Source organism: [Mycobacterium] stephanolepidis, from assembly GCF_002356335.1.
Classification (GTDB): domain Bacteria; phylum Actinomycetota; class Actinomycetes; order Mycobacteriales; family Mycobacteriaceae; genus Mycobacterium; species Mycobacterium stephanolepidis.
Map to the genome: position 1 here is coordinate 3,499,952 of NZ_AP018165.1, position 16,450 is coordinate 3,516,401.

Here is a 16,450-nt window from a genome sequence, read left to right on the forward strand (position 1 = left end):
CAGCGCTGACCAGGAACTACAGGCGTGTTGTTTGCCCTACTGGGCCGGAAACGCTGGTGGCGGGCCTGACGTGCTGAGGTGCGGGAGCGTTGCCCTGCCGCACTCCGAAATCGAGGTCGGCGCCGACCGCGTGGGCGTAGCGAAGCAGGGTCGAGAGCTTCGGATCTTCCGTTTGGTTCTCGAACTTGCTGATGACACTGCGGTGGACGCCAACCACCACAGCTGGCCCGAGCGCGTTGAGTAGCGTCGAGATTGGGCCGGAAAGCGAAGTGACCACCGGGGCGAGGGTCTTCATCACCTCGGCCAGATTGGTGAACACCGCCTGCAACGCCGGGGCGGCTGCAGTACCCAGGCTGGTGAAGGCGGGCAGGATGGTGCCGAGCACGCTCTCGCCGACCGTCTTAAGGATCGGGGACAGTGCGGCCAGCGCTTCGTTGGCGCCGGTGAAGAACGCGCCGAGCGCGGTTTGGCCTTGTGCCGAGTTGACGAAGTCGCTCATCGTCTGCGTCACTGTTTGCAGCGACGACAGGAACCCACCGCCTACGCCCTGGCCAGCGCGGAACACCCCGGCGATGGTGGAGCCCAGATTGCCTGCGATGTCCCCGAGTTGGCGCATCGCATCGATGCCGGTCTGAATCCACTGCTGCATGCGGCCCGTCTCGCGTGCGTCTGCGACGAACTTCGCGAATGAGTTGGCGGCATTGGTTGCGCCCTGCGCTAGCTGTGGCAGGAAAGTGGAGCCCACAGTGCCGATGTCAAGCAGGGACCTCACTCTGCGACCTCAGCCGCTGTGAGTTTCTTTGACCCCGAAGGCGCGACTGTGGCTCTACGCCGTTGCCGTCGCAGCATTTTCGCTAATGCTGTACTACAACGTCGTTGACGAGAAGGCCGCACCGCTGTGGCTGAATCTGATCTCGACTGTGTTCGTGGTCGGTGGACAAGTCGTCGCCACCGCACACATCCCACGCAGCGGGTCAGCGAAGACTGACGAGACGGACCAGTGACCCTCGACCAGTGGCTCGAAGTTGCCGTCAGCCTGCTCGCTGGCGGTGTCATCGGCACGGCCATCAAGTCGCTAGTAGACCGCCGGAACGCGAAGGACGCCAACAGCTCTGCCGACTGGAAAGCGTTCGCAACCGAGCAGCGCGAGACGTTCGCCGCTGCCATGACTGAACAGCGGGAAGCCCACAACGCCGCCATTGGTGCACTCGGTGGCCGCGTCAAAGCGCTTGAGGATCGGCTGACTGAAGAGCAGAAGGTGCTAGCTATCGCCCTGGCTCACCTGCGTGAGCTTCGACGATGGATTCAAGGCGGCGGTACCGGCGACGTACCACCACTACCCGAACAGCTTGAAGGGCGGCTGTAGCGAACTGTTCATCGATCTGCTGTTAGTGTTCTGGCTGCCCCCGCGCTCACCTCACCCCCCCGATGGTTCGAGCGCGGGGGCAGCCCTTTTCGCCGTCACCACGCCTCCTGACCCGATGTTTGCGGCAGGGTTTCCGCAAAGTTCCCCAGCGATGAACCATCGCCGACACCAGCGCCGTGAGGTGGACATCACCGGAGCGAAGTATCCGCAGCTCGCTGATGGTTTAAAGCCAATTTCCCTGAGTCCGGTGTGCTGACGATCAATAATCGTCGATTACATCGGCTTTTACATGTCTTGGGCTGGGTGTACATTCCTTTGCTATGTCCGAGAACAAGACTTCCCTCCTCAGTAAGGGCAAGCTTATTTCGGTGCGGGAATGCCATCGGATATGGCCCGCACACCGCCATGAAGGCCTCGATCAAAGTTTCCTAACGGCGCCGACAAGACGGTTGCCCTCAGCGATGAAGGCACTGGCGGTCCTCGTGGCCGTCGCACTCCCACTGACCGGGGTACAGCTCCCGGCGAGTACCCCGGCGCCGTCAGCAGCCGAACAGTTCGGCCTCGCCGCGACAACGGCGTTTCAGAATTCGGCAAATGGACTCGACACCTCGCTGACCAGCGCGGAGCGCTCAGCGGGCCTGCCAGTGAATCCAGCAGCCGGTTTGGTATCCCAGAGCCCGGCAGGTCCCGTGGAAATGGCTCTGCCCGCAAACCTCGGTGGCGGTCAACTCACCAGGGCCGGGCAGATGGTGTACCCGGACCAGGGCGCCGGATTCGATCTGCTTGCCGAGAACACCCGTGACGGTTACCGCACCGTGGCGCGTATCAACGGCCCCGACGGTGTTCGGTCTGTGACCACCTACGTGAGCACTCCCGCAGACACCGTGATGCTCATGCACTCCAGCGGACACCTCACCCTGAACCGGGCCACCGAACAAGCCGAAACCCTCGGGGTGATGTCCCCGGCGGAGGCCCGCGATGCGACCGGCCGGATTGTGTACTCGGCCTATGTCGCCAAACAGGTTGCCCCGCAGCTGTACCAAGTCTCCGAAGTCATCTCACCCACCGAATCCACCACCTGGCCCGTCTACGTTGACCCACCCATCTCCGTGGGCGGTGACTACTCCCAGTTCGGCTGGTCCGACGTCGACCACACCCTCGATGCAATCGGACACGGATTCGTCAAGGCTGGCGAAGCCATCGGTAAGGCCTTCGAGCCCCTGGCTGACGGCCAGCAGCTGCAAGCCCAAGCGGTCGGCGATCAGGTTCGCCAGCACCCGCTGGAGTCGGCAGTGATTGTGGGCAGCTCCGCGTTGATGGCGACCGGTGTCGGCTCGGCCGCTGGTGCCGGCGTGCTCGCCAGGGTCTCCCTGACCCTGAATATCGCTGCAACCGGCACTGAAGCTGTCGCCGCCACGGACCCCAATAACAAGGGCCTGCAGAACTTCTCGGCTGGGATGCAGATCCTCGCCGCCGTCACCCCACAAGGTCTAGCCAAGAAGACTGTCGAAAACGTCGCCGAGAACGCCCTCGAGCAAGGGGTCAAGAAGGCCGACGACATCGCTTCGGAGGCCTCCACCCTTACCCGCGTAACCCCCGAAACCGCCACCAATCCAGCACAACTGGCTAGGGAGGTGGGTGAAGCAGGCAAGGCGCCTGTGGTTCCCAAGGCCCCCAACGCGCCACCGGGCAAGTACGTCCCGGAGGTGCACCCGGCGTGCACGGGCATGAACTGCGGGCACGTCACCGAGCACCCGACCGCCGTCTACAGCGAAAAGGACATGGCGGGTCACTACCAGCACAAAGCCGAGACCGCGCCGGACGTGATGACCAAAGAGACCGCCGAGCAGACCAAGATCAACCGGCGCGGCAACATGCGCGGAACCAAGCCCGAGCCCGGCATGCACCGGGACGAATCACCGCCCGCGTCCTCGGCTGAAAGTCGCGACGGGAAGGCCGATGTCAAGCATCTGCCCGCCGACGAGAGCATCAAGGAACGCGACCTACTCCGCACCCTCTACACGCGATTCAAGATCAAACCAGGCGACAACTACCAGTTCGCCTACCGCAACAACCAGGGCGAGCTGAACTGCCAACGCTGCGTACTTAAGCCGCCCACCGCGCCGCAGTCGCCCGCCCGGGTCCCGGAGCGCCCATCGTCACCCGCCGACCTGCGCCAGGTCCAAGCCGCTCGCGCTGAGCAGGCGTCTCAGACGCAGCGCTCCAAAGCCCTGCAGGGCGCCCGGATGGTCAACAGCGTGAGCCAACAGCAGGCACAGCACAACAACGAGCCCCAAACTGTTCACGCACGGCGCGAATCCGAAGCCCAACAGCGCGACAACCAAGCCGTGCGCAACACGTCGACTACCAACCAGGCCCGTGACCACGCCAGGGAAGGCGCTCGCCCCTCTCAGAACACCGCCAGCACTCATAATGGGAACAGCAGCTCGCACGACAGCGGTTCACATTCCAAGAGCAACGGCAGCAAGAAGAACAACAAGGGCAATGGCAAGGGCAACCGCGCCAAACGCTCCAGAACAGGACGCCACTAGATCATGCCCAATGAGCTTCTCTTCGAAGGCGAGATCTACCCGGACGGTAGCCAGATCAAGATCGAAGACCCTGGCACATCGGATATCCCTGACGGAGTAACAGAAGGTGCCGCGTTCGACGCATCAGAGAGCAGCGTCTCCGTCTACACGATGTCCGCTGACGAAGCCGAAACGATCGAACGTGACGTAGTGGCTCGTGTCTACAAAGGAACCGACACACAAGGGCTCGGCGAACTCATCTTCGATCAGAACGTGACGTTCACCCAGCCCTTCTTGGGACTGGGTGAGATCCTGCACGACGAGGACGAACTGAATCACGTTCCGCTGGAACGAACCGGGCCGATTCGTCTGCAGATCTTCACCGACGCAGTGATCAAGACAGTGACATATCCCGACCATGGTGAGCACCCAATCAGCGGCCCCAGCGATGTGAACATCCTGATCCGCTACGACCTGACCTGACAACACACGGCAGCTAGATCTAGCTCGTCCGGCGGAGGTTGACGGCTACGCCGCCCGAGAAGGCCGAGTCATGCAGCTTGACCTGATCAGGCTCGGTACCCACGGGCACGTCGAAGGCGACCTGAACATCAACCTTGTTGCCGGGGTTGATCTCTGCCATTAGCGCGTCATTGCCGAGGTACATGGACGCGGTGCTGTCAGCAGAGAAGGTCTTGCCGCCCGCGATGAGTTTCTGGTTCTCAGCGAAGAATGTCTGTGGCTTGTCGCCGATGTTGGTGACCGTCATCGACAGCACTGCCCATTCGCCTTGGGCCTTTTTCTGCATGAATTGGTTGTCATCGCGACCAACGACGCTCGGGTCTGGTGCACGGATAGGTGACAACTGAGATGGCTTGCCCTGTGGGGTGGGCCTGGAAGGATGTCGCTGTGCCGAAGCCGTTTCCTGCAGAGTTCCGTGCCGATGTGGTGCGAATTGCCCGTGATCGCGATGCTGGTGTGACGTTGGAGCAGGTCGCTGCTGATTTCGGTATTCACCCGATGACGCTGTCGAAATGGATACGCCAATCCGATGTCGATGAGGGGGTTCGCCCTGGTGTGACCGCCACTGAGTCCGCCGAGAACCGCGAACTCAAGAAGCGAGTCCGGTTGCTGGAGCAGGAAAATGAGGTGTTGCGGCGGGCGGCGGCCTATTTGTCGCAGGCCAACCTCAAGCTGGGTCAGTCCCCAAAATGATGTACCCGCTCGTTCGTGAGCTGGCCGCCGACGGTGTTCCCGTCACGGTGACGTGCCGGGTCCTCAAAATCGCTCGTCAGCCATTTTATCGCTGGTGTGCTGGCCCGGTCACTGGAACTGAGTGGGTGCAAGCGTCAGTGACGAACGCGGTCTATGACGCCCACCGTGATGACCCCGAGTTCGGCTACCGATTCCTCGCTGATGAAGTCCGGGCCGCGGGAATCGCTGTGTCTGACCGGACGGTGTGGAAACGCTGCCGCGAGAACCGCTGGTGGTCGGCATTCGGCAAGAAACGCAGCCGTGTCGGCAAGAAACCAGGCCCACCTGTTCACAACGATCTGGTATGCCGCAATTTCACCGCAACCACCCCAAACATGTTGTGGTTGACCGATATCACCGAACACCGGACCAGCGAAGGCAAGCTCTATCTGTGCGCGATCAAGGACGTGTTCTCCAACCGCATCGTCGGCTATTCCATCAGTAACCGCATGAAAGCTGCCCTAGCGGTGACCGCGCTCAACAATGCGGTGGCCCGCCGTGGCGATGTGAGTGGGTGCATCGTCCACAGCGACCGGGGCAGCCAATTTCGGTCCCGAAAATTCGTGCATACCCTCAACCGGCACAACATGATTGGCTCCATGGGCCGGATTGGCGCCGCCGGTGATAACGCCGCGATGGAGTCCTTCTTTTCCCTGCTGCAAAAGAACGTCCTGAATCGGCGCCGATGGAACACCCGCGACGAACTACGGACAGCGATCGTGACCTGGATCGAACGCACCTACCACCGCCGCCGACGCCAACCCGCCCTCGGCAAGTTGACCCCCATCGAATACGAGACCATCATGACCACACCGGCCAATCAGGCCGCCTAAAGACTGTCACCTATCCGTGCAGCAGACCCCTCTGACCAATGTCGATCTTGCTCACCACGAAAGCGAACTTGCCGTCCCGAACCTCGGAGCCAACGCCCGGCGTGGACTTCTCCACCGCCACGCTCGCACTCGGGGCCGACTGTGGGGCGCTGGCTACAGGCTTTGCGCCAGCGGGCTTGGCGTCTTCCTTCTTGCCTCCAGCCAGACCGGCGACGATGAGGAGCAACACCACACCGCCGACAATCCACGGCCACTTGCGGCTCTTCTTGGGTGCCGGTGCAGGTGGCGGTGGCGGCGCAGTAACGGTCCAGGCGGTGCCGTCGAAATAGCGCTGCCCCGGCGCCCCAGATGGGTCGGGATACCAGCCCGGAGCCGCTGACTGTGGTGATGACATGGCGAAAGCCTTCCCCTCGATGCGATACCCCTGACCGGCGGTAAGCGTACTTGCCACCCACAGCGTCCATACAGGGAATCGGAAGGCAGCTATCCGGCGTCGGCAAGTGCCGACTGTTGCGGCCCATACCGCCTCGATGTCAGTCCCCGATGGGACGCGCCAGGGATAACTATTTGCCTCACGCCCGGAACTGTGGCGGCACGTAGAAATTCTCGTCTGGAATCTGTAAGCCGGTGGGGTTGTCGTAGATGGTGATGCCACGCTTGTCGCGAACGATCTGAAGGTCGGAGCCAACTTCGAAGTCCCAGATGCCAACTAGCGCAGGCTCGATGTAACAGACATCGTTGTAGTCCACGATCTGCCAGTTGGCGCCGTTGTTTAGGTAGTCAGAAGTATCGATATCGCTCATGATCTGCCAACCGTTGTCCGCGCCACCTGTGGAAGGTGCCCTCACCATCCAGCGCACTTTTCCCCGGCGCTCCATGACATTTGTTGTAGCAAGGCACGCACCGGCTTTCGGGATGAACTCGATGTAATCACTCACGCGAGTTAGGCCCCGTTTCGTGCAGACTCGTATGCCTCAACACGCTCGCGCAGTAGGGGCAGGTTCCAAGCCGAGTTGAAAATGAGGTCACGCAAAGTGCCCTTGCCGTACGGCGCGTTCAGATCCAGGTTTGGCTGCTCGAAAAGCACGTCATAGAAGGGGACGCGCTCAGCCTCCGGAGAAGGGCCGTGCTGAATGAACACCGCCAGTGGCGGACCGAAGCGCTTGGAGACCAGATTGACATCGGCACCGCCACCGATCAGGCGGCGGAGCATCGGAGATTCGTACGCCGTGTCATGTGTGCGTGTGTCGAACAGCACGTGCAGCACATTGATGCCGTCCGCGACTACTGACGGGTCAGCCCCGTCGTCAAGTAACCGCGTAGTGATGGCCACGCGTGCTTTAACGTCTTTGTTGGAAACCGATTTGAACAAGAGCGTACGACCACCTGACGCCAGCTTCGTCGCGTCGGCGGGCGTGTATTCCTTGAGGAAGTCCTCATAGGATGCCCTCTGCGCGGCATACAACAGGCTCATGATTCGGTCCGTTTACTCGTTGAATTGTTCATGGCCCCTCGTCAATATGCGATCGATTTCGGTAGGGGTCCTGTACCCGATAGTTCTCGGGGTCGCGATATATCTCCAGGAACTCATCGTATGTCAAATCGCCCCGCAGGTAGTCCTGTTTGAGGTCACGGTACTCACTTCCTCCCACATGGCCCATGTCCCACAGGCCTTTTCGAGGCTCGCCAGGCTCCCATTCGATAAGTCGATGACCATCCTGAACTACCCAATCATCCCCACGCGGACCATTCGGATGTAGCTCGACCCACTGCTGACCTGCACCGGGCTCAGGCAGGTTCAGAAGCTTGTCGCCTATCTGGCCCATCTGCTCGTCACGCGAGTTATTCCAAACGTCTTCCAACTGCGTTGGCCCGTAGTCTGGTCTGCCGCTGTTCGCATACGGCAAACGGTTTCCATCGGCGTCATATCCGAAGCTGCCAGGTTCGCCTTGCGGAGGTAACGGCCCGGAATGGTGCGAAGGACCGTCCGAGGCGTTCGGGACTGGATGGTCGACAACGGGGGTCGGGTGATCGACTACGGGTCCGGGATGGGTTGGGCCGCTTGGTACTTCTGCGGGCGCATGCCCTGCCGCCGGGGGCATGTCATGCGGAAGGGCTGGCGGATCGAGAAGGCCTCCGCGACCGGCGATGGTGGCATCACCGAGCAGTCCTCGCGCCCCGGCTGCGGCTTCCCCGGCCAGTGGACCGGTCGCCGCGACCGCACCCGCCTGGGCCAGTCCCGCACCGACGTTTTTGGGGATGGTTTCGGGGTGCTGATAGGAAGTGACCCCTTGGTCGATCATGCCCTTGGCGTCTTGAGCCATTCCGACGCCGGGGAGCAGTTGGTTGACCATTTCGTTTTCGATGCCTTTGGCGGTGCCGACCCACGCCTCTTTGAACTTGTCAGCCCCGTTCAGGCCTACCTTGCTCTTAGCCTCATCGATCATTCCGTCGATGGCCTGGTTGACTCCCTGCCCGAATTGGCGGGCCACACCGGTACCGAAACCATCCGGGGGCTTGGAGGCGCCAGGCAGCTTGTCGAGCGCACCGACAGTCCCGGCGAAGCTGCCCGCCTTCGTCGGGTCGATCGTGATCTTGTCGCCCGTCGCGGGCGCTTTCGGATACCACTCTTTGTAATTGGCTTGGGTATCGGCACCGGCAGCGGCAGCCTTAGTCGCACCGGGATCACCGTCAGGGTTGGGTGCTGCCAAGTTCTGTAGCGCTCCAGCGGCACCGTTGGGCTTGATGGCTGAGCCCGGCACGGCGGGCAACGCCTGCGCAGCCGCACCGGATGGGTCCGGAAGTGTCTTGGCGGCTTTGACAGCTGCCTCTAAGTCGGCGTTGGCGCGGTCCCCGGCTGCCTGAATCTGCCGCAGGGTGCTGGTCAGGTAGTCCAGTTCGTTTTTGTCGTACTTGCCGTTCGGCGGGGTGACTTCGCCGGTGTCGTAGTTGATCGTGAATTTGCCGTTGGCAGCATCGTTTTCGATTTTCTTGAGCAGCTGTTGCACACCCTCGAACTCATCGGCAGCTACCCGGATTTTGCCGGCCGCGCCGGTTTGGGCGTCGGCATGGCCTTCGAGATATCTGCCGTGCCCATCAAGCTCATGGTGGGCCGCGTCCCCGGAGAGGCCTTTCCAGCCCTCGCCCATGATCGGCAGCCGCTCTACGCCCCGTTTCATGTCGCGGTTCGCCTCTGCCATCGCTTCGAGCCCATCGGCTACATCGCGGAACGTCTGGACCTTGACGCGTTTAATCTCGGCCAGCGACAACGACATGCGGCTATGCCTTTGCCTGCGGTGGTCGGGAGTTCAGGATGTTGATCGCCGTCTGTTCTTCCATCCCGGCGAACCCGTACCCGATCTGATCGAGAGTGTCACGGTAGTGGGTCGACTCGTTCTCGACATGCTTGGAATGGCCTTGCAACTCGGTGGCTGTGGACCCAAGGGCCGAGGCCGCGCCACCTACCCATCCCGACATGGCGGCATCTATGAGAGCGTGAGCTTTGGTGTGTGCCGCCCGATGCGTAGCCAGCAGCCGATCCATCTCATTGGCCGACACATGCAGCGACTCAGGACTGACCTGCAACTGGCCCACAGCAACACCCCCTCGCACCGCCTGGCTCCCAGTCGGTCATTGCCGGATGGTATCGCCGTTGAGTTTGCCGCCGCAACGGGCAAGGCCGCGCATAGCGCTGACCAGCGCGGACGGTCGTCGTGCGAATTAGTGATGATTTAGTGATGACTTCGGGCATTTTCGCCCCCGGATACAAAGAATCCCAGGCCTGTGACCTGGGATTATTGTGGAGCTAAGGGGACTCGAACCCCTGACCCCCACACTGCCAGTGTGGTGCGCTACCAGCTGCGCCATAGCCCCATGTTAAGTTGTGTGCTCGGACGAAGTTACACCACGGCGACGGGCTCTCAAAATCTCAGCGCTCAGGACCGCCGACATCCTCTGCTACTTCCTGCATACTCCTAACCTGCGGTGACGCAAGTCTCCCCAGTGTCTCCGGTGCGAACACCCACGCCACAGCCGCGATTAGCGGCATCGCACCGCCCACCACAAACGCCCATCCGTACGACGTGTGCTCGGCGATGACCCCCGCGACGACGGGTCCTATCACCAGCCCGACATCGGAGGTCATCTGGAAGGTGGCCAGCGCCGTCCCTGCCCGGCCCCGGCTGCCCACCACATCGGCCACGGCGGCCTGCTGCGGCGACGCATACAGACCCGCGCCTATCCCACCGATGAGCGACAGGACGATGAGTGCCGGCAGCGACGATGTGAAGCCCATCGCCACCACGGTCGAACCACAGACCACCAGCCCGGCGACCACCAGCGGCTTACGCCCGATGTCATCGGACCACGACCCCGCCAGGAAGGCCGTGGACACGTCCCCTGCCGCGAATGCGGCGAACACCAGTCCGGCGGCGCCCGGGCGCTGATGCAGCGCCTCGATCACAAACAGCGGAAGCAAAGCCCCACGGATTCCGAAGATGGCCCATCCCGCACTGAAATTCGACATCAGCGCGGCCAGAAAGGTTCGGTGATGCAGAGCGGATTTCAGTGTCACCGGAGTGCCGTGATGCTCGTCGGCGACCTCCAGCAGCGTGGAGCGCCGCAGCCCGAAGTGGACCAGCACGGCGACGGCCACCAGCGCCGCCGCGTAGATGATGAACGGCGCCGAAAGACTCAGGCCCACAACGGCACTACCCAAGACGGGCCCGGCCACCATCCCGAGCAGGAAGCTCGACCCGTACAACCCCTGTGCACGTCCGCGAATCTCTTCGGGCGCGATGCGCACCAGCAGCGCGGCCGCCGATACGGTGAACATGGTGGAGCCGACACCACCGAGTGACCGGAACACCAGCAGCTGCCAGTAGTCATGCACGAAGGCGCAGCACCCGGTGGATACCGCGACGATCAGCAGCCCGGACACGTAGACCCAGCGCTCCCCCAGCCGCTGCACCAGCGCGCCCGCGGCCGGTGCGAACACCAGCCGGAATGCGGCAAACGAGCTCACCACCGCGGTCGCCGCCGTGACACTGACCCCGAAGCTGCGCGCGTACTGCGGCAATGCGGGCGCCACCACACCAAAACCCAGCGCGATCACCAGGCACGCGACAACCAGGACCCAGATCTCCCAGGGCAGGCGCGGTTTGGTGTCCGCCTCGTTACCGGGACAGCCGCTTACCCGATCACCGATGAGACCACCTCGCGGGCAGCGTCCTGCACCTGCCGCAAGTGTTCTGCCCCCAGAAACGATTCTGCATAGATCTTGTATACATCCTCGGTGCCCGACGGCCGTGCCGCGAACCAGGCGTTTTCGGTGACAACCTTGAGCCCGCCGATCGGGGCGCCGTTGCCGGGCGCATTGGTCAGCTTGGCGACGATGGGTTCACCGGCCAGTTCGGTGGCGCCGACCTGCTCGGGCGAAAGCTTGCCCAACACAGCCTTCTGCTCACGGCTCGCGGGCGCGTCGACGCGCGCATATGTTGGGGCTCCGTACTTCTCGGTCAGCTGCCCGTAGCGCTGCGAGGGCGTGGCCCCGGTGACCGCAAGGATCTCCGAGGCCAGCAGGGCGGCGATGATGCCGTCCTTGTCCGTGGTCCACACCGATCCGTCACGACGCAGGAAGGACGCTCCGGCGCTCTCCTCGCCACCGAAACCGATTGTCCCGCTGATCAACCCGTCCACAAACCACTTGAATCCGACAGGCACCTCGAGCAGCGTTCGGTTCAGCCCCGCCACCACCCGGTCGATGATCGACGAACTCACCAGCGTCTTGCCCACCGCGGTTTCGGCGGCCCAGCCGTCCCGGTGGCTGAACAGGTAGTCGATGGCCACCGCCAGGTAATGGTTGGGATTCATCAGTCCCGCATCGGGAGTCACGATGCCGTGTCGATCTGAGTCCGCGTCGTTCCCCGTCGCAATCTGGTATTTGTCCCGCGAGGCCACCAACGAGGCCATCGCATCGGGCGAGGAGCAGTCCATCCGGATCTTGCCGTCGTGATCCAGGGTCATGAACCGCCAGGTGGCGTCCACCAGCGGGTTCACCACCGTCAGGTCCAGCGACCAGCGATCGGCGATGGCGGCCCAGTAGTCGACGCTTGCCCCGCCCAGCGGGTCGGCACCGATCCGGATGCCTGCACCCTTGATGACGTCGAGGTCGACGACGTTGATGAGGTCGTCCACATACGTCTGCTGAAAGTCATATCGCTGCACGGATTTCAGCGCCTCTGCCAACGGGACCCGTTTCACCGAGCGCCAGCCCGAGCGCAGAATCTCGTTGGCGCGCGCGGCGATCGCCCCGGTGGCATCGGTGTCGGCAGGCCCGCCGTGCGGCGGGTTGTACTTGAACCCGCCGTCGCGGGGCGGGTTATGCGACGGGGTAACGACTATCCCGTCGGCCAAATCCGCGGTCTTGCCCTGGTTGTGCCGCAGGATCGCGTGGCTCACCGCCGGAGTCGGGGTGTATCGGTCACGCGAATCCACGGCCACCACAACACCATTAGCGGCCAACACTTCCAGAGCGCTGGTCCACGCGGGCTCGGAGAGTGCGTGGGTGTCACGACCGATGAACAGTGGCCCGGTGGTGCCCTGCGAGGCCCGGTACTCGACGATCGCCTGGGTGGTAGCGACGATGTGCGCCTCGTTGAAGGCACCGTCGAGACTCGACCCTCGGTGTCCCGAAGTCCCGAAGACGACCTGCTGCGCCGCGTCCCCCGGGTCGGGGTCAATCGCGTAATACGCGGTCACCACGTGGGCGATGTCGATGAGGTCTTCCGGCTGGGCCGGCTGTCCGGCGCGCGCGTTGCTCACCCGCCTGATTCTGCCCGGATGAGGTGAACCGTGTCTTACCGAACGGTCGCTATTGGAGTGGCTGAATGCCGACGGCGGTGCCGTAGGCACACACCTCGACGCCCGTGTTGGCGTACTCGGTGGTCTCGAATCGGAACGCGACCACCGCATTCGCGCCGCGCGACTCGGCTTCTGCCGCCAATCGGGACAGTGCCTCGCGACGACTCTCGTGCAACAACTGAGTGATGCCCTTGAGCTCACCGCCCGCAATGGACTTGAACGAAGCGGCAAGGTTGGAGCCGATGTGCCGCGATCGCACGGTCAAACCGAAGACCTCGCCGAACACCGCGGCGATCTTGTACCCGGGGATGTCGTTGCTCGTCACAATGATCATGGGCCCAAGGTACCGCCGCCATTCGGTCACACGATCGAGGTGGCGTCCTGCCACAGCGGGCGCCGATCTCCGTCGGGATCGGCCTCGAGCCGGGACGGACTATCGATGATCAACACCTGACGCTCCGGCACCGTGTGGGCGGGCCAGCCGTCACCGGGGCTCCCGGTCCACGCGAATGACAGCCAGCGCCTCTGCATCTCGTCGCTGACGGCCCGCGCGGCCGCGTGATCTCTGCGTCCCGCCAGGATGGGCCCGGCGATGGTCCGGTAGGTACCGAAGACCGCGAGGAGTTCGATCGCGTGGGTGGGTCCCAGCCCGTAGCGGCGTAACGCCCGCGTCGCGTAGTCATACCGGTAGAAGTACGTCGGCGCGTACTGGCCGTGCGCCTCCGCCACGCGCCATGCCGCCGAGCCGAATGCCAGGTCACCGGCCAGCTGTAGGAGTGCCTTCTCCGACGGGTACCCGTCGTAACGACCGACAACGCGCTGAACAAAATCCGGCCCGTCCTTGGACAACGCGTGCTCCAGCGCATCCGGGGTGATCGGGAGGATCTTGAGGATCTTGGTGAACAGGGTGGCCTCTTCGGCGTTGTAGCCGATGATGAGTGGAACACGATGTGCCTCACCGCGTTCGATGGCCTCCACGGGATCGACAGGCAGCACGTCGCCGTCGACGCTCGGCCCGATCCGCAGCGACAGCCCTGGTACGTGTTTGGCCGATCCGATCAGCCGGAACAGGGCCTTCACCAGATTTTTCGGCTTCGCGGAGAGAACTGTTTCGGCCGCGTTCGAGTCGGTCGCACCCAGATACTTCGCGAACTGGCGCGCATTCACCACGGCATCCTCGGCACTGACCACCAGCCCGCTGGCGGTGCTCTGGCAGATCGCCCGGTGGAACAGTCCTGCGGCCGAGGGCACCGCAAGCAGCGTGTTCACGGCGTGCGACCCGGCACTCTCCCCGAAGATCGTCACGTTGTGGGGATCACCCCCGAAGGCGCCGATGTTGTCGCGCACCCACTGCAGCGCCAGCACCAAATCGCGCAAGTACAGGTTGCTGTCGATGGTGTGCTTCTCGTCCGACAGCGACGAGAGGTCCACGCAGCCGAGTCCACCCAGGCGGTAGTTGACAGACACATACACACATCCACGGCGCGCGAGACTCGCGCCGTCATAGAGCGGGGTCGCCGAGCTGCCCAGGAAGTAGCCCCCGCCGTGGATGAAGAACATCACCGGCAACGGCCCACTGACCGGCCCCTCGGGCGCGACCACGTTGAGGGTCAGGCAGTCCTCGCTGAGCTTCTGCGGCTTGCCGGGCAGGATGATCGCGAAGCGATGCTGCTGGATAGAGGCCGCACCCCACGTGCGGCACTTGCGCACACCCGTCCACGGCCGGGCCGGGCGTGGCGCGCGCAGGCGCAGCGGACCCACCGGCGGCTCGGCGTAGGGAATCCCACGGAAGCGATGCACGCCGCCTCGGGTGAATCCTTCGACGGTGCCGTTGACGGTGTTGATGCGGATGGGCTTCTTTGCCATCGGCACATCCTAGGTAACCAACCGGTTGGCCCACAATGGTCAATCAGAGAGTGAGGCTAAAGCCTTCCCACGCCGCACGACGTGTCGCCTCCGGGTCCAGCTCCACGCGTGTGGCGTGGTCGAACACCATCACCGCGCGATCCGGCGGCTCGTAGACCGGCCAACCATCGCCGGGAATTCCACTGCGCGCGAACGCAAGCCAGCGTCGTTGCACATCATTGCTGACTCGCACCGCATCACGCCGGCCGAGAGCCCCCGCCATCACGGTGCCCATCGCACCGCGGTAACTATCGAACACCGCGAGCAATTCTGTGGCATGGGTGGCGCCCATTCCGGCCATCCGCAGCGCTCCGGGCGCGTAGTCGTACCGGTAGAAGTACACCGGAGCGTACCGATGGTGCGCCTCCGCCATTTGCCAGGCAGCCGTCGAGAAATTCATATCGCCGGCGAGTTTTACGCGCGCGGATCGCCCCGGATATCCCGGATACGCCGCCACGATGCGGTCGCGATGGACGGGCCCGCCCCGCAACAGCATCCCCTCCAGCGCCTCCTCGGACAGCGGCATCATCTTGAGCACCCGCGTGAACAGCTTGGCCTCGTCGGCGTTGTGCCCGACGATCAACGGAACGCGATGTGCCTCACCGTGTTCCATGGCCTCGACGGGGTGACGCGGCAGATAGTGACCATCGATACATGGACCGATCGCAAACGATCCGCCGGGCATGTTCGTCACGATGTCGGCAATCAGTGCGTCGAGGGCGGCCCCCAGCTCGGCGGGGGTCGCCCGCAGCACCGCCTGTGCGGCCGCTTCCGGTGCGGCCCCGAGGATGTGGGCGAATTTCTGGGCATACAGTGCCGCCGAGTCGGCGGGCACCGCCATTCCACTGGCAGTGCTCTGACAGATCGCGCGGTGAAACAGGCCGCCGGCGGCGGGCGTGGCCATCAGCGTCTCCACGCAATGCGCCCCGGCACTCTCTCCGAAAATCGTCACATTCTGCGGGTCACCGCTGAAGGTAGCGATGTTGTCGTGCACCCATTGCAGGGCCAGCACGACATCACGCAGAAACAGGTTGCCGTCAATGGTGTGTTCGCGATTGGACAGCGATGACAGATCGAGGGCACCCAGTGCTCCCACCCGGTAGTTCGCCGAGACGTACACGCACCCTCGCCGGGCCAGAGAGCCGCCGTCGTACAGCGGGGTCGCCGAGCTACCCAGGAGATAACCGCCGCCGTAGATGAAGAACATCACCGGTAGCGGTTCGTTGGACGGGCGGTCTGGGGTGACGACGTTGACCGTCAGGCAGTCCTCGCTGGCCCGCTGCACGCGTCCGGGCCCCAGCACCCGGTAGCGGCGGCGCTGCGGGGCCGCCGCGCCGAATTCGGTGCAGTCACGCACCCCGTCCCACGGCAGAGCCGGTTGCGGCGCCCGTAGGCGCAGCAATCCGATCGGCGGGCGGGCGTAGGGAATGGATCGGAAGCGCCGCACGCCTCCCTGCACCAAGCCTTCGACGACTCCGTTGGGAGTGCTCACGCGGACAGTGGGCGTCTTCGACCCTGATGCCATGGCAGTCAAGATAGCTGTCTGCGACGTCCAGCGCTGCGCTGGTTGCCGGAAATCCGAGCAAATCCCGGTAATTTGAGCGCAGCAACGCCCTCCGCCACAGATAACTGATCACGGCCTCCAGAAATCAGTGGGTGCCACCTCGGCTGATTTCGGCCTGGTCACGGGAACATACCTA

17 protein-coding genes and 1 tRNA gene are annotated in these 16,450 nt (G+C 63.4%); 5 read left to right on the top strand and 13 right to left on the bottom strand.

Going from position 1 to position 16,450, the window contains the following annotated elements:
- Positions 1–16: 16 nt before the first annotated feature.
- Positions 17–772, bottom strand: coding sequence for a helix-turn-helix domain-containing protein (locus MSTE_RS17275; protein WP_231896908.1), 756 nt, complete (start codon positions 770–772; stop codon positions 17–19).
- 85 nt (positions 773–857) lie between these two features.
- Between MSTE_RS17275 and MSTE_RS17280 the strand changes: the two genes are divergently transcribed.
- From MSTE_RS17280 to MSTE_RS17295, 4 genes are all read left to right on the top strand, one after another.
- Positions 858–1,004: a hypothetical protein gene (locus MSTE_RS17280; RefSeq protein WP_231896909.1), complete on the top strand. Its 147-nt coding sequence runs from the start codon at positions 858–860 to the stop codon at positions 1,002–1,004.
- Positions 1,001–1,366 (top strand): hypothetical protein, encoded by a 366-nt coding sequence (locus MSTE_RS17285; RefSeq protein WP_096503042.1) that lies wholly within the window; start codon positions 1,001–1,003, stop codon positions 1,364–1,366. Before MSTE_RS17280 ends, MSTE_RS17285 begins: the two co-directional genes overlap by 4 nt.
- A 461-nt stretch (positions 1,367–1,827) precedes the next feature.
- Complete coding sequence (locus tag MSTE_RS17290; protein WP_096503044.1) at positions 1,828–3,918, top strand: NucA/NucB deoxyribonuclease domain-containing protein; 2,091 nt, start codon at positions 1,828–1,830, stop codon at positions 3,916–3,918.
- A gap of 3 nt (positions 3,919–3,921) precedes the next feature.
- Positions 3,922–4,380 (top strand): hypothetical protein, encoded by a 459-nt coding sequence (locus MSTE_RS17295; RefSeq protein WP_096503046.1) that lies wholly within the window; start codon positions 3,922–3,924, stop codon positions 4,378–4,380.
- A 19-nt stretch (positions 4,381–4,399) separates the two neighbouring features.
- On the opposite strand, the gene MSTE_RS17300 is transcribed toward MSTE_RS17295, so the two are convergent.
- Positions 4,400–4,762 (bottom strand): DUF4352 domain-containing protein, encoded by a 363-nt coding sequence (locus tag MSTE_RS17300; protein WP_193442035.1) that lies wholly within the window; start codon positions 4,760–4,762, stop codon positions 4,400–4,402.
- Positions 4,763–4,806: 44 nt separating this feature from the next.
- Between MSTE_RS17300 and MSTE_RS17305 the strand changes: the two genes are divergently transcribed.
- A protein-coding gene (locus tag MSTE_RS17305; protein ID WP_408645809.1) for an IS3 family transposase occupies positions 4,807–5,984 on the top strand; the annotation gives its coding sequence in 2 pieces (ribosomal slippage) (positions 4,807–5,073 and positions 5,076–5,984; 1,176 coding nt in all).
- 10 nt (positions 5,985–5,994) lie between these two features.
- On the opposite strand, the gene MSTE_RS17310 is transcribed toward MSTE_RS17305, so the two are convergent.
- The 11 genes from MSTE_RS17310 to MSTE_RS17360 form a co-directional block, all read right to left on the bottom strand.
- The gene (locus MSTE_RS17310) at positions 5,995–6,435 is read right to left on the bottom strand and encodes a DUF2510 domain-containing protein (protein WP_231896910.1); all 441 of its coding nucleotides are present in this window, start codon (positions 6,433–6,435) and stop codon (positions 5,995–5,997) included.
- A 121-nt stretch (positions 6,436–6,556) separates the two neighbouring features.
- Positions 6,557–6,922, bottom strand: coding sequence for an immunity protein Imm33 domain-containing protein (locus tag MSTE_RS17315; protein ID WP_096503050.1), 366 nt, complete (start codon positions 6,920–6,922; stop codon positions 6,557–6,559).
- A gap of 5 nt (positions 6,923–6,927) precedes the next feature.
- Positions 6,928–7,458 carry a hypothetical protein gene (locus tag MSTE_RS17320; protein ID WP_096503052.1) on the bottom strand — a complete coding sequence of 177 codons (531 nt, stop codon included), beginning with the start codon at positions 7,456–7,458 and terminating at the stop codon, positions 6,928–6,930.
- 28 nt (positions 7,459–7,486) lie between these two features.
- Entirely contained in the window at positions 7,487–9,259 is a 1,773-nt protein-coding gene (locus MSTE_RS17325; RefSeq protein ID WP_096503054.1) for an HNH/ENDO VII family nuclease, read from the bottom strand.
- 4 nt (positions 9,260–9,263) lie between these two features.
- Positions 9,264–9,578, bottom strand: a complete 315-nt coding sequence (locus MSTE_RS17330; RefSeq protein WP_096503056.1) for a WXG100 family type VII secretion target — start codon at positions 9,576–9,578, stop codon at positions 9,264–9,266.
- 206 nt (positions 9,579–9,784) lie between these two features.
- Positions 9,785–9,857: transfer RNA gene (locus MSTE_RS17335), tRNA-Ala, on the bottom strand.
- A 55-nt stretch (positions 9,858–9,912) separates the two neighbouring features.
- Positions 9,913–11,190, bottom strand: coding sequence for an MFS transporter (locus tag MSTE_RS17340; protein ID WP_096503058.1), 1,278 nt, complete (start codon positions 11,188–11,190; stop codon positions 9,913–9,915).
- Positions 11,175–12,806: a phosphoglucomutase (alpha-D-glucose-1,6-bisphosphate-dependent) gene (gene pgm, locus MSTE_RS17345; RefSeq protein WP_096503060.1), complete on the bottom strand. Its 1,632-nt coding sequence runs from the start codon at positions 12,804–12,806 to the stop codon at positions 11,175–11,177. Before pgm ends, MSTE_RS17340 begins: the two co-directional genes overlap by 16 nt.
- Positions 12,807–12,855: 49 nt before the next feature.
- Positions 12,856–13,179, bottom strand: coding sequence for a YbjQ family protein (locus tag MSTE_RS17350; RefSeq protein WP_030097012.1), 324 nt, complete (start codon positions 13,177–13,179; stop codon positions 12,856–12,858).
- Between the two features lie 26 nt (positions 13,180–13,205).
- Positions 13,206–14,711 carry a carboxylesterase/lipase family protein gene (locus MSTE_RS17355; protein WP_096506030.1) on the bottom strand — a complete coding sequence of 502 codons (1,506 nt, stop codon included), beginning with the start codon at positions 14,709–14,711 and terminating at the stop codon, positions 13,206–13,208.
- Between the two features lie 43 nt (positions 14,712–14,754).
- Positions 14,755–16,275: a carboxylesterase/lipase family protein gene (locus tag MSTE_RS17360; protein ID WP_096503062.1), complete on the bottom strand. Its 1,521-nt coding sequence runs from the start codon at positions 16,273–16,275 to the stop codon at positions 14,755–14,757.
- Between the last annotated feature and the right edge of the window lie 175 nt (positions 16,276–16,450).

What these genes read in the sequence shown, in the direction of transcription:
- MSTE_RS17280 (WP_231896909.1), top strand. Translation starts at nt 858, where the DNA reads ATGCTGTACTACAACGTCGTTGACGAGAAGGCCGCACCGCTGTGGCTG.
- MSTE_RS17290 (WP_096503044.1), top strand. Translation starts at nt 1,828, where the DNA reads ATGAAGGCACTGGCGGTCCTCGTGGCCGTCGCACTCCCACTGACCGGG.
- MSTE_RS17295 (WP_096503046.1), top strand. Translation starts at nt 3,922, where the DNA reads ATGCCCAATGAGCTTCTCTTCGAAGGCGAGATCTACCCGGACGGTAGC.
- MSTE_RS17320 (WP_096503052.1), bottom strand. Translation starts at nt 7,458, where the DNA reads ATGAGCCTGTTGTATGCCGCGCAGAGGGCATCCTATGAGGACTTCCTC.
- MSTE_RS17325 (WP_096503054.1), bottom strand. Translation starts at nt 9,259, where the DNA reads ATGTCGTTGTCGCTGGCCGAGATTAAACGCGTCAAGGTCCAGACGTTC.
- MSTE_RS17350 (WP_030097012.1), bottom strand. Translation starts at nt 13,179, where the DNA reads ATGATCATTGTGACGAGCAACGACATCCCCGGGTACAAGATCGCCGCG.
- MSTE_RS17355 (WP_096506030.1), bottom strand. Translation starts at nt 14,711, where the DNA reads ATGGCAAAGAAGCCCATCCGCATCAACACCGTCAACGGCACCGTCGAA.
- MSTE_RS17360 (WP_096503062.1), bottom strand. Translation starts at nt 16,275, where the DNA reads ATGGCATCAGGGTCGAAGACGCCCACTGTCCGCGTGAGCACTCCCAAC.